The following is a 12,863-nucleotide window of genomic DNA, read 5'->3' as shown; positions in this document are numbered from 1 at the left end:
TTAGGATAGATGAAAGTCGTGTTACAGCGCTCAAAGGAAGCGTCCGTTACCGTTTCTGGTGAAGTGGTTGGTCAGATCTCCAATGGTTTTGTTTTGTTAGTGGGGGTAACCCATGAAGATACGATGGAGGACTGCCGCTATCTAGCGGATAAAATCGTGAACCTGCGTGTGTTTGAAGACGAGAACGGCAAGATGAATCATTCCCTATTGGACGTTAAGGGAGAAATCTTGTCTATCTCGCAATTCACGCTTTATGGGGATTGCCGTAAAGGGCGCCGCCCAAATTTCATGGCTGCCGCCAAACCAGATTTGGCAGAAGAGCTTTATGATTATTTCAATGATTGTTTAAGAGAGAATGGAGTACAGGTAGCAACGGGTTCATTTGGAGCCATGATGGATGTTGCCTTGATAAATGACGGACCTGTTACCCTGATCTTGGAGAGTAAATGAAAAAGAGAGCAAAGGCACAAGCCTTTGCTCTTTTATTATTTATTTAAAAAGCTCTTGAGACCATTTAAAAGACCGTTAGTGACCAGCTCTTGATAGCGGGCTGTGTGAAGAAGTGATTCTTCAGCTGGATTACTGATATAACCTAATTCAACGAGGACAGCAGGGCGCTTATTCTCACGTAATACCCGGAGGCTTGCCTGCTTCACGCCTCTGTCCTGTGACTGGCTGTTTGTCAGCAGGCTATGCTGAATGTGGGAGGCGAGTTCCAGCTGATGCCCATGCGTATAGTAGGTTGTGATTCCGCCAGCTCCGATATCTGCTGCGCTGTCATAATGGATGCTGATAAAGGCGTCTGCATCCTGCTGGTTGGCAAGGTGAGCACGGTCACTTAAGGAGATATATTGATCGCCGCCGCGTGTGAGAAGTACACTGGCTCCTTGCTGTTTAAGCTTTGATGACAGCAGAAGAGCAGTCCTTAGAGTCAGCTGTTTTTCAAAAAGGCCGCTTGTTCCGATGGCACCGCTGTCCATCCCGCCATGTCCTGCATCAAGAACAATCAATTTTCCAGTTAGGGACCCAGCCTGTACAGCAGATGCTGGACGTACCTTTGAATCAGAAGATAAAAGCCAATTTGCGATAAAGCCAGAGCTTCCATCACTCAGTTCAATCTCGGCCCAGTTATCTTTCATCCCGATTAACTTATAGGAGTCTCCCAAGTTTGCTTGCTTTGCAATCGGCTGATTTGTTCCAGGGCCTGTCCGAATATTAATCTTGTCACGGGTGATGGTGATTTGCTTGCCGGCCTCTTTTTTTCTTTTTGGGCTTGTCTTATTATCCAGTGGTTTAGCATACCAGGAGGCAATCCATCCCTTTTGTCCATCCTCAAGCATAATTTCATACCAACGGCCATCTATCTTCCGCACCTTATATGTATTTCCTTTCTTTACCGAGCCGATGACATGTGAGCTCATTTTAGGAGAAGAGCGGACATTCAGGGAAGAAGCAGTAATTTCTATACTCAATTTCCCGCTGCGGGAGTCGGCCTTTCTTTTGTTGATATATTGGCTGCTAATCCAGTAAGAATGTCCTTGATACTGAATATTTGTCCATCCATTTTCCGCGTTTATGATCTCAGCAGATGAGCCCTTTTTGATTTTGCCGAGTATTTCTGCGGTGGGGGAAGGGCCACTTCGCAAATGAACAGAGTCTGCGGTAATGGTGCCTATTGTATGATCGGCAGAATCCATTCGGATATACTCCTCTGAAATAAATCCAATACTAGAACCGGCTTGAATTTCAACCCATGAGCCAGACTGGCCTGTAACCTCGACCTTGGTATCCTTGGAAAGGACACTTACAATGGGATAACTGGTTCCAGGACCTTTGCGCAATCGTAATCCTTCAGCAGTGATGGTCCCTGAAGCAGAGACTGATTCCTGTTCCGAGTTCTCGCCTTTGGCAGTCACGAGCCATTCTGCGACCCACCCGTTCTTCTCATCATTCACCTGAATTTTGAGCCATTCTCCTTTACGCTCTAGAACCGTAAAACGGTTCCCTTCCTCCACTTTCGCGACGATTGGATAATCAAGACCTGCTCCGCTTCTGACATTAATCAGGCTGTCCTTGACGATAACCTCATTTTGCTTAGTGAAGGCTGTTGGCATTAGGGCGGTTTGAGACAAAAGTAAGGTCAGGGCGATTAGCCCCGTCTTTCGATTGAGCTTTCTCATCTTATGCTCATCCTTTCGTTTCTAATTTACCTGATTCAACCATGGCTGATGGACGTTTTGTCTATTTACTTGACAGGATTCGTGCATTTTTTGAAATCACCTGAAAGGTTCGCTATCTTTTCGGGAATACTGATAAAGGCTACGAAAGATTGAACATAATGTTTAAGGAGTGCATATAGATGACAAGACATAGTGACAAAGCCTTTTTGGCTCAGAATGTAGATAATCAGCTCTTTGGTGTGGACTTTCATGATTTTTTGGTAAAGGAGGAGCATAATTCAATGGTAGAGCTTGCCTCTGAATTTGGATTATCGGTCCGCGATGTGAAACAGTTAAAAAAGAAATTAGGGCGCTCATAAAGGTTGACAAAGGAACTTTTACTTCGTAATATTAATTAAATAAAAATACATAATAAATCAATTCCAATGATGGTGAAGAGTAATTTTGATCCCACATGAAAAGAGAGGAAACGCCCTGGGCTGAAAACGTTTCTACATGTGCCTTAATGAACGAACACACCGTAGGATTCTCCCTGAAAAATCACGTATCTAGTAGGGGTTGAACGTTCACAGGCGTTAACTGTTAAAGTGGGGAGGCTTTTATGTCTCCAACTAGGGTGGCACCGCGGGTAACAACTCCCGTCCCTTGCATATTGCATGGGATGGGGGTTGTTTTTTATTTTACCTAAAAATACCTTTTCATTCCATTAGGGAATTAGGATAGAGAGTAAATTAAGGAGGAAGTTTCAGATGGCTGTTCAAATTCCAAGGGGAACTCAGGATATTCTTCCTGGCGAATCAGAAAAATGGCAGTATATTGAACGGGTGGCGAAGGAACTATGTGACCTGTATCAATATCAGGAAATCCGCACACCAATCTTTGAGAGCACAGAGCTGTTCGAAAAGGGCGTGGGGGATACAACAGATATCGTACAAAAAGAAATGTACACATTTACCGATAAGGGGAATCGAAGCTTAACCCTTCGACCGGAAGGTACGGCAGCGGTCGTTCGTTCCTTTGTCGGCAACAAAATGCACGGAAACGCCGTTCAGCCGGTTAAGCTTTATTATAATGGACCAATGTTCCGCTATGAGCGTCCGCAAGCAGGCCGATTCCGCCAATTCGTCCAATTTGGCGTGGAGGCACTTGGAAGCTCAGATCCGGCAATTGATGCAGAAGTAATCTCACTTGCAATGAATATTTACAAGAAGGTTGGTTTAAAGAATACAAAGCTTGTCATTAACAGCCTTGGGGATAAAGAAAGCCGGACAAAGCATCGGGAAGCATTGATTAAACACTTTGAGCCGCGCATTGGCGAGTTCTGCTCTAATTGCAAAAACAGGCTTGAGCGCAACCCGCTTCGTATCCTTGATTGCAAGGAGGACCGCGATCATGAGTTGATGGAAACGGCGCCGGCTATTATTGATTACTTAAATGAGGAATCATTGACCTATTTCAAGAAGGTAACTGGATACCTGGATGAAATTGGCATTGAGTATACGGTTGACCCAACCTTGGTTCGAGGACTTGATTATTATAATCATACTGCCTTTGAAATCATGCTTGATTCAGAGGGCTTCGGTGCTATTACAACCCTTTGCGGAGGCGGCCGGTACAATGGATTGGTTCAAGAAATGGGCGGTCCTGAAACGCCTGGAATCGGATTCGCCTTCAGCATCGAGCGTCTGCTCTCAGCTCTTGAAGCAGAGAAAGTTGAATTGCCGATTGAGAAGAAAGTTGACTGCTTTGTCGTCTCCTTAGGAGAAGCGGCACAGGATTATTCTGTGAAGCTTGTCAATGACCTTCGCTTGAATGGCATTTCAGCAGAGAAGGATTATTCAGGGCGTAAGGCAAAAGGGCAATTCAAAGCAGCTGACCGTGTACAAGCCAAATATGTGGCTGTCCTTGGTGAAGATGAATTGAAGGAACAGCAAATTGCCTTGAAAGATATGGAAAGCGGCGAGCAGCAAACCATTGCTCTCACTGAGCTTGTGACAGTATTACAATCTAAACTTGGGTCTATTTGAGGAGGAAGAAGGATGTTTGGGAGAACATATTTTTGTGGCGAAGTGCCAGAGAAAGCTATTGGAGAAGTTATCACAATCAAAGGATGGGTACAAAAGCGAAGAGACCTTGGCGGGCTGATTTTCATTGACCTTCGTGACCGTACAGGGATTGTCCAGGTTGTCTTCAATCCGGATGCCTCACCTGAAGCGCTCAGTACAGCGGAAAAAATCAGAAGTGAATATGTCCTTAGCGTAACAGGTAAAGTTATTGCCCGTGAAGGTGGTACTGTCAACAAAAACTTAAAAACAGGTGCCATTGAAATTCTAGCGTCTGAAGTGACCATCTTGAATGAAGCGAAGACACCCCCGTTTTCCATTACGGACAAAACGGATGCTTCAGAGGATATTCGCTTAGCATACCGCTATTTAGACTTGCGTCGTCCCGCGATGTTCGAGACCTTTAAGATGAGACATCAGACAACCAAAGCCATTCGTGATTTCTTAGATTCAGAAGGATTCTTGGATATTGAAACACCCATTCTGACAAAGAGCACACCAGAGGGAGCACGTGATTATTTGGTACCAAGCCGTGTGCATGAAGGAGAATTCTATGCATTGCCGCAATCTCCTCAAATCTTTAAGCAATTATTGATGGTCTCCGGCTTTGAACGCTATTACCAAATTGCTCGCTGCTTCCGTGATGAGGATCTTCGTGCAGATCGCCAGCCGGAATTCACGCAAATTGATATTGAAACAAGCTTCATGAGCCAAGAGGATATCATGAACATGACTGAGCGTATGATGCAGAAAGTGATGAAGGAAGTCAAAGGCGTTGAGATCGCCCTCCCACTTCCACGTTTAACGTATAAGGACGCAATGGGCAGATACGGCTCTGATAAACCAGATACACGTTTCGGTATGGAACTGATTGACTTAAGTGAACTAGTCAAGGATTCTGGATTCAAGGTATTTGCTTCAGCTGTTGCAAACGGCGGAGAGGTAAAAGCCCTTAACATCAAAGGAGCTGCGGCGAATTACTCTAGAAAAGATATTGATGCTTTAGGAGAATTTGCCGGCCGCTATGGTGCGAAAGGTCTTGCGTGGATGAAGATGGAGGAAGAAGGCTTAAAAGGACCGATTGCGAAATTCTTCCAAGATGAAGAAGGAAAAGCATTGATTGAGGCAACGGAAGCCGTTGCTGGCGATTTATTAGTCTTTGTTGCTGACAAAAAATCAATCGTAGCTGATTCCCTCGGAGCGCTTCGTGTGAAGCTTGGTAAAGAGCTGAAATTAATCGATGAAAGCAAGTTCAACTTCCTTTGGGTGACTGACTGGCCATTATTCGAATATGATGACATGGAAGGCAGATACTATGCTGCCCATCATCCATTTACTATGCCGGTACGTGAGGATTTGCCGATGCTTGATGAAAATCCAATCGATGTAAAAGCCCAAGCCTATGACCTTGTCTTAAATGGCTATGAGCTAGGCGGCGGAAGCTTGCGTATTTTCGAACGCGACATCCAGGAGAAGATGTTTGAAGCCCTAGGATTTACGAAAGAGGAAGCAAATGAGCAATTTGGATTCCTTATGGAGGCCTTCGAGTACGGCACACCTCCACATGGCGGAATCGCCCTTGGTCTTGACCGTTTGGTAATGCTTCTTTCCGGAAGCACAAACCTTCGCGATACCATTGCATTCCCGAAAACAGCAAGTGCAAGCTGTATGCTGACAAAAGCACCTAGTGAGGTGTCTGAAAGCCAGCTTGAAGAACTTAGTCTAAAGGTCACGAAAAAGGAATCTACCTTGAAAAACTAAGATAATTCTGATAAAATTTAATTATATTAAAGGACGTCCTGAAGTGTACGTTATGCAACCTTATTGTTTTGACCGAACATTTCTTTTAACGGGAGTCCGGCGTTTACCGTTTGCACAAATGCCTTGTCTGAGGGGACTTGTAACATAACGGAACAGGACACCCACCTGCCGAGGGCGGGCCAAAGCATCAGGCATCAAACGGCACATGTCGGGACGTCTGTACATACGTTTTCTATTATTTCCGCTTTGCCATTTCGCAAGGCGGATTTTTATTTTTTATCATAAATACATTTAAACCTATCTGTAAAATATGATATGATTTTATCTGGCTATATGTAAGATAAAAGAATGGCAGGATTGCCGTTTTGGAAGTTATCATGATGTTTAGAATATGCTAACAAGGAAAATAGAAAAGAAATTAATATATATTGGAGTGAAATGTACTTATGCTGCATCAATTTTCACGAAATGAGCTTGCCATAGGCAAAGACGGACTTGAAACATTAAAAAATACCTCTGTCGCCATTCTTGGGATTGGAGGAGTTGGCTCGTTTGCGGTTGAAGCATTAGCGCGTTCCGGTGTAGGGCGCCTGATTTTAGTGGATAAGGATGATATCGATATTACTAATGTCAACCGTCAGATTCATGCCCTCTTATCAACGGTCGGCCAGCAAAAGGTCGATGCGATGAAGAAGCGTGTTCTGGAAATCAATCCTGAGTGTGATGTCGTGGCTTTGAAGATGTTTTATACAGAGGAAACGTATGAGGAGTTCTTTGCACAGAAGCCGGACTTTATCATTGATGCCTCTGACACGATTATTTACAAAATCCATCTAATGAAGGAGTGCTTAAAGCGAGGCATTCCGATGATCTCAAGTATGGGTGCGGCCAATAAGATGGACCCGACAAGATTCCAAATCGCAGATATCTCCAAGACGCATACAGACCCATTAGCGAAGGTCATCCGGACAAAGCTGAGAAAAGAAGGCATTCATAAAGGAATTCCAGTCATCTTCTCAGATGAGAGCCCAATTGTGCCAAAAATCGATGTCACTAAAGAGGTTGGAAATCAGGATGCAGAAATCCGCAAAGCGAAATTCCCGCCTTCATCAAATGCCTTTGTCCCCTCCACAGCAGGGTTAATTGCAGCAAGCTGGGTTGTCAAAGTGGCATTGAAGGATATTAAATTAAACCGAGTAAATGATTAACGGATAGATAAATGAAAAGCTCTGTAAATGTTGACAGAGCTTTTTGTTTTGCTCTTTTTATGCTTTTTGAGCATAATTCCTGCAATACCACTACAAGGGTGGTAATATGTTACCTTGTTCCATATATTTTCTCACATTCCATAGGAGAGCTATAGGATGGCACAGGAATATGGACAAAATAGAATGAAACTCATTACTGAGACACCCATTCATCTAGGAGGAGATCATCATGAACGTATTAGTTATCAAAGCCAATAATCGTCCAGATGGAATATCAACAAAAATGTATGAGACATATATAGCGGAAGCGAAAGCATCCAATATAAATGTTGCAGAGTTCGATGTGTTTGCTGAAGATATGCCATACTTTGGACAGGAGCTGTTCACTGCCATAGGCAAACTGCAAAATAAAGAAGCGCTAACAGAGGCAGAGGAACGCCTGTTAGCTGCAAAACAAAAAGCAAAAGAGGCAGTCGCGGCTGCGGATACCATTGTATTCGCCTTCCCATTATGGAATTTAACGATTCCAGCACGGCTGCACACATTCTTTGACTATATATTCGAAGCAGGTTTTTCATTCCGCTATAATGAGAAAGGCCAGCTAGAGGGTCTGCTTGGGAATAAAAAAGCTGTTATTCTATGCGCCAGAGGCGGGGTATATTCTACTCCTGAAATGGCACCTCTTGAAATGGCTGCTAACTATGTACACCATGTCATCAACATGTTTGGCATGAAGCTCGTAGATGAGGTGATTATTGAGGGTCATAATGCGGATCCTTCCAAAGCCGAGGAAATCATTGCTGAAGGTTTGGAAAAAGTGAAAGCATCTGTTCATAAATTATTGCAGCATGCATAAACGAGAACGTCCCATCCAGCTGGAAAGTCTAGCTGGATGGGACGTTTTTTGTTAGGTATAAATAAATGGAAGGGTAAACGCTCCATTCCATTTGCAGCCCCTGAACAAGTACAATATGATGGAATTGAAGGAAGAAATACTGCGTAAATCGAAAGAAACTTCTTTTAAAGAAAGCAGGGGATTTCTCGTGAAAGATGTTTACGTAATCACAGGCGGAACCGGCGGTATGGGAAAAGCGACAGCAAGGCTTGTGGGCAAAGAAGGAACGGTGTTATTGGCGGATATATCAGAGGAGCGGCTAGCAGAAACAAAGGCAGAACTCGCGGATAAGGGAATTACGGATGTACATTGCTTGACTGTCGATATTACCTCGCCTGAGCAGGTGGAGGCGCTTGTACAGAAGACCGCCTCTTTAGGGGATTTCAAGGCGCTTATCCATACGGCAGGGCTGTCACCAACGATGGCTGACTCAAAGCGTATCACTGAGGTCAACCTTGTTGGAACCGGTCAATTATTAGATGGGTTCCTCCCGATTGCAGCAAAGGGTTCGACTGCCGTTTGTATTTCATCCATGAGCGGCCATATGGTGCCGAAGGAGGGGCCTTACACAGAATTATTGAAGAAACCGTTATTGCCTGATGTGGTTGAGAAGCTGGAACGATTTACACAGGGCGACAGTGGAGCAGCTTACAGCTTATCAAAGCTTGGTGTAATCCTCCTCGTTGAGGATCAGGCATGGGATTGGGGACAAAAGGGAGCGCGGATTGTCTCGCTTTCCCCTGGCACAATCAATACGCCGATGGGACGGCAGGAGGCATCTAAGCAGCCGCAAATGGAACTCATGCTAAAGAGAACGCCGCTTGGCAGAGAAGGAGAGCCGGCTGAAATGGCCTCTGTTATTGAATTTCTCGTAAGCAATAAAGCCTCCTATATCACTGGAACAGATATTTTGGTAGATGGAGGGACAGTTGCCAATATGCCGAATCATTCATGAATAAAGAAAGCGCCTCAGCTTATTTCTGAGGCGCTTTCCTTATTTCTTCTTCTTAAATTCCTCGAGCCGCTCATAGATGGCTGCAAGCCGCTTCTCTTCACCAGACTCAATTGGTTCATAATATTTCTTATCCTTTAAGTTATGCGGTAGGTACTCTTGATTGACCCAGCCGCCGAATGTTCCGATTGGATAATCATGCGGATACTTATAGCCGACATGGCCAAGCTCCTTCGCTCCTGCATAATGAGCATCGCGGAGATGCTTTGGAATCTCACCGACATGGCCGTCCCGTATATCTGCTATAGCTGCATCAAGTGCTTTATAGGCAGAATTTGACTTGGAGGAGAGGCACATTTCAACGACAGCTACGGCAAGCGGAATGCGTGCTTCCGGCAGGCCCAGCCGTTCGCTTGCGGTCACCGCGGCAAGGACATTGTTGCCGACCGCGCTGTTTGCCAGTCCAATATCCTCATAAGCAATGACTAAAAGCCGCCTGTTCACGGCAACTAAGTCTCCTGTCTCAAGCAAATGGGCGAGATAATAGAGAGCTGCATGAACATCGCTTCCCCGGATGCTCTTTTGCAGGCTCGATAGCAAATTATAAAAGTTTGAGCCTTTCTTATCCCCGTAAACCCCGATATTGCCGCCCAAATCATGGATTGTTTCATCATCTACGACATAAGTATTCATATCCTTCGGAGAGGAATAGATCACCGATTCCAGCAAGGTCAGGGATTTTCTTGCATCCCCATTTGACTGGGCGGCAATCATTTCAATTTGCTCCTCCGAAATTTTGATGTCCAGCTTGCCAAGACCATTGTTCTCATCCTGCAAAGCCCGCTGCAATAATTCAATCACTTCATTTGTCGAGAGACGGGTGAGCTGCTTGATTTGCCCGCATCGGCTCCTGATTGCGGGATTGACATCGTGAAATGGGTTTTCGGTCGTAGCACCAATGAGGATAATGTCTCCCCGCTCAACATGAGGGAGCAGGTAGTCTTGCTGTGCTTTATTGAAACGGTGAATCTCATCAAGGAATAAGATTACCTTACCGGTTAAATGTGTTTCTTCCACAACAGCCTCTATATCCTTCTTGCCGGCGGTTGTCGCATTCAAGGCGATGAAGGGAATTTTCGTCTCGCCTGCAATCGCAAAAGCAATCGATGTTTTTCCAATACCGGGGTCCCCATATAGAAGCATGGATGGTACATGTCCGTTTTTGATCATGCGGTAGAGGCTCGTTTGTTTGCCGATGACTTCTTTTTGTCCGATAATTTCATCTAGGTTTTTCGGCCGCATGCGGTAGGCTAGTGGTTCTCCGTTCAAATCGATAACCCCCATTAATCATAAGTAGCTTTTCTTATTATAGCTGTAAAAAGACTGATTTCCCATAGATTAAGTTCGAGCTGGGAAAGGGGGTTATTGGCATACGCCCAGGGGATTGCCGTCCGGGTCATAAAAGGTGAAAAAGCGGGTTTCTCCATCACCTCCCAATGCACCTGTACGGACATTCAATGCCTTCAATGAGCGATATATATCTTCAATCGGGCCTGAGGGGATAAAGTTATAATACTTGCCGACCCCAAAGGAATTATCCGGAAAGCTCATTGCCAGGTGTTCGTGGGCTTTGACAAGACAGACGACGGTCTGGGCTTGTTCGTCTATCTTCATTACGGCAGCGTCCTCTTCGTGGTAGATTCGCTTAAATCCGAGTATCTCCTCATACCAAATCATTGATTCAACTGGGTCCTTAACCGGAATGAAGATACCCTCCAGTCCTTTGAAAAGGGGTTTAGCCATTACAATCACTCCTTTAATAACCGTTATGTTAAAGAAATTCTGGAAAGAGGGAGGTATTTCCTTTATGAAATTTTTATTTTGCATCGATAAATGCCTGAAATATATAAAAAGTCTACAAAAGCTGATTATCTGTCATAATAGAAAGGAAAAAACTTTTTTAAAAACCCATCGTGAAGCATTGATATGAGGCAATGATTTAATGTATGGTATACTTTTGGGAGAATCTATTAGGCTAGAGGTGCTAGGACCATGAAAATTTCCACTAAAGGAAGATACGGACTGACCATAATGATTGATTTAGCGAAAAGGCATGGAGAAGGCCCGACTTCCCTGAAATCAATCGCCCAAGCCAATGAGCTTTCTGAACACTATTTAGAGCAGCTCGTCACACCGCTTCGAAATGCGGGACTCGTGAAAAGTGTGAGAGGAGCTTATGGGGGCTATAAATTAACAAAGGATCCGCACGAGATTACAGCTGGAGATGTCATCAGGGTACTCGAAGGACCTATCACGCCTGTTGAGGGTATAGAGGAAGAAGAGCCGGTTAAACGGCAGCTATGGATAAAAATCCGTGATGCCGTAAAAGATGTGCTCGATAATACGACCTTGGCAGATTTAGCCTCCTATGACCCGGATGGCGGAGAAACAGAATCTTATATGTTCTACATTTAATGATAGATAGCCAATCCAAGCTTTCCCTGTTAATCAACTAGGAGAGAATCAATCCAGCGGTGAATGAAATCATCTGCCGCTCCCGAGATCAGACCCTTGGCGGATGGTTAGTTGGCTTCCATCACAACGCTATAGGAATAAAGTAAACAGTGTGGCAAGGAGGTATCGGCCATTGGAAACGATATATCTTGATCATGCAGCAACTACACCGATGCATCCAGAGGCTATCCGTGTGATGACGGATGTGATGAATGATACATTTGGAAACCCATCCAGTATCCATCAATTTGGACGGGCTGCAAGAAAGAGAATGGATGATTCAAGAAAGGTGCTTGCTGACAGTATCAGAGCATCCATTGATGAGATCATTTTTACGAGCGGCGGAACGGAAGCAGATAATTCTGCGATTTTCAGTGCTGTCCAGGCGTTAAGAGATAAAGGAAATCATATTATCACAAGTGAGATTGAGCATCATGCCGTGCTTCATACATGCGAGGAGCTTGAAAAGCATGGGTTTGATGTGACCTATTTGCCGGTTGATGAGCTTGGAAGGGTATCCGTTGATTCGGTAAAGCAAGCGTTAAGAGACGATACCATTCTTGTAACCATCATGTATGGCAATAATGAGGTCGGCACCTTGCAGCCAATCAAGGAGATTGGAAGACTGCTTAAAGACCATCAAGCGTTCTTTCATACAGATGCCGTACAAGCCTATGGAGCCGTTCCGATTGATGTGAAGGAGCTTGGTGTTGATTTCATGAGTGTTTCTTCTCATAAGATCAATGGGCCAAAGGGCATCGGATTCCTGTATGCAAGGAAAGGCATTCCCTTTAAGCCATTATTGTTCGGTGGTGAACAAGAGCGCAAGCGCCGGGCTGGTACGGAAAATGTAGTCGGCGCGGCGGGTTTTGCAAAGGCTGCTGAGATTATCCAGCAGACAGCTGCGGAAAAGACAGCCATGTACAAGACATTTAAAGGAATAATGATTCGTTTGCTCGAGGAATCAGGAATTGAATTTGCCATCAATGGTACCTTGGATGAGTCTCTTCCTCATATTTTGAATATCAGCTTCCCGGGTGTAAGTGTCGAAGCATTCCTAGTCAATTTGGACTTGGCAGGTATTGCTGTGTCAAGCGGGTCTGCTTGCACAGCGGGATCCATTGAGCCATCTCACGTACTGGTAGCGATGTTCGGCAAAGAATCAGAGAGAACAAAAAACTCCATCCGCTTCAGCTTCGGGCTGAATAATACGACGGAAGAAATCGAACGAGCTGCCTTAACAGCGATTAAAGTAGCCAATCGTTTAGCGAGATAAATAGTTAGAGGTGA

At 44.7% G+C, this 12,863-nt stretch carries 12 protein-coding genes, 1 other RNA gene and 1 other annotated feature; of the genes, 10 read left to right on the top strand and 3 right to left on the bottom strand.

Going from position 1 to position 12,863, the window contains the following annotated elements; translation table 11 throughout:
- The first annotated feature begins 9 nt into the window (after nucleotides 1-9).
- The gene (dtd, locus tag ACI35L_RS01730) at nucleotides 10-450 is read left to right on the top strand and encodes a D-aminoacyl-tRNA deacylase (RefSeq protein ID WP_049670033.1); all 441 of its coding nucleotides are present in this window, start codon (nucleotides 10-12) and stop codon (nucleotides 448-450) included.
- Nucleotides 451-485: 35 nt separating this feature from the next.
- Here the strand turns inward: dtd and ACI35L_RS01725 are convergent, their stop codons facing one another.
- The gene (locus ACI35L_RS01725) at nucleotides 486-2,180 is read right to left on the bottom strand and encodes an SH3 domain-containing protein (RefSeq protein WP_439802119.1); all 1,695 of its coding nucleotides are present in this window, start codon (nucleotides 2,178-2,180) and stop codon (nucleotides 486-488) included.
- Between the two features lie 179 nt (nucleotides 2,181-2,359).
- On the opposite strand from ACI35L_RS01725, the gene ACI35L_RS01720 reads away from it, so the two are divergent.
- The 7 genes from ACI35L_RS01720 to ACI35L_RS01690 all read left to right on the top strand — a co-directional run bounded on the left by ACI35L_RS01720 (nucleotide 2,360) and on the right by ACI35L_RS01690 (nucleotide 9,062).
- Nucleotides 2,360-2,539 carry a hypothetical protein gene (locus tag ACI35L_RS01720; protein ID WP_049670035.1) on the top strand — a complete coding sequence of 60 codons (180 nt, stop codon included), beginning with the start codon at nucleotides 2,360-2,362 and terminating at the stop codon, nucleotides 2,537-2,539.
- A 57-nt stretch (nucleotides 2,540-2,596) separates the two neighbouring features.
- Nucleotides 2,597-2,829, top strand: a binding site (T-box leader).
- A gap of 100 nt (nucleotides 2,830-2,929) precedes the next feature.
- The gene (gene hisS, locus ACI35L_RS01715; protein WP_439802118.1) at nucleotides 2,930-4,207 is read left to right on the top strand and encodes a histidine--tRNA ligase; all 1,278 of its coding nucleotides are present in this window, start codon (nucleotides 2,930-2,932) and stop codon (nucleotides 4,205-4,207) included.
- 12 nt (nucleotides 4,208-4,219) lie between these two features.
- Nucleotides 4,220-6,004, top strand: coding sequence for an aspartate--tRNA ligase (aspS, locus tag ACI35L_RS01710; protein ID WP_439802117.1), 1,785 nt, complete (start codon nucleotides 4,220-4,222; stop codon nucleotides 6,002-6,004).
- 32 nt (nucleotides 6,005-6,036) lie between these two features.
- Nucleotides 6,037-6,223, top strand: a non-coding RNA gene (gene ssrS, locus ACI35L_RS01705) — 6S RNA.
- A 227-nt stretch (nucleotides 6,224-6,450) separates the two neighbouring features.
- On the top strand, nucleotides 6,451-7,212 hold the full coding sequence (locus tag ACI35L_RS01700) for a tRNA threonylcarbamoyladenosine dehydratase (RefSeq protein ID WP_049670038.1): 762 nt from the start codon (nucleotides 6,451-6,453) through the stop codon (nucleotides 7,210-7,212).
- A gap of 229 nt (nucleotides 7,213-7,441) precedes the next feature.
- Nucleotides 7,442-8,068, top strand: coding sequence for an FMN-dependent NADH-azoreductase (locus tag ACI35L_RS01695; protein ID WP_439802116.1), 627 nt, complete (start codon nucleotides 7,442-7,444; stop codon nucleotides 8,066-8,068).
- Nucleotides 8,069-8,255: 187 nt separating this feature from the next.
- Nucleotides 8,256-9,062, top strand: coding sequence for an SDR family oxidoreductase (locus ACI35L_RS01690; protein ID WP_439802115.1), 807 nt, complete (start codon nucleotides 8,256-8,258; stop codon nucleotides 9,060-9,062).
- 39 nt (nucleotides 9,063-9,101) lie between these two features.
- Here the strand turns inward: ACI35L_RS01690 and ACI35L_RS01685 are convergent, their stop codons facing one another.
- Both ACI35L_RS01685 and ACI35L_RS01680 read right to left on the bottom strand, forming a co-directional pair.
- Nucleotides 9,102-10,388: a replication-associated recombination protein A gene (locus ACI35L_RS01685; RefSeq protein WP_439802114.1), complete on the bottom strand. Its 1,287-nt coding sequence runs from the start codon at nucleotides 10,386-10,388 to the stop codon at nucleotides 9,102-9,104.
- 93 nt (nucleotides 10,389-10,481) lie between these two features.
- Nucleotides 10,482-10,862: a VOC family protein gene (locus tag ACI35L_RS01680; RefSeq protein WP_439802113.1), complete on the bottom strand. Its 381-nt coding sequence runs from the start codon at nucleotides 10,860-10,862 to the stop codon at nucleotides 10,482-10,484.
- A gap of 249 nt (nucleotides 10,863-11,111) precedes the next feature.
- Between ACI35L_RS01680 and cymR the strand changes: the two genes are divergently transcribed.
- Together cymR and ACI35L_RS01670 are read left to right on the top strand one after the other, a co-directional pair.
- The gene (gene cymR / locus ACI35L_RS01675) at nucleotides 11,112-11,534 is read left to right on the top strand and encodes a cysteine metabolism transcriptional regulator CymR (RefSeq protein WP_049670042.1); all 423 of its coding nucleotides are present in this window, start codon (nucleotides 11,112-11,114) and stop codon (nucleotides 11,532-11,534) included.
- Between the two features lie 172 nt (nucleotides 11,535-11,706).
- Entirely contained in the window at nucleotides 11,707-12,849 is a 1,143-nt protein-coding gene (locus ACI35L_RS01670; protein ID WP_439802112.1) for a cysteine desulfurase family protein, read from the top strand.
- Nucleotides 12,850-12,863 lie beyond the last annotated feature (14 nt).

The organism is Pradoshia sp., assembly GCF_051873915.1.
Classification (GTDB): Bacteria; Bacillota; Bacilli; order Bacillales; family Pradoshiaceae; genus Pradoshia.
Note: the sequence above shows the minus strand (reverse complement) of the source record. Positions and strands in the feature narration are given on the sequence as shown.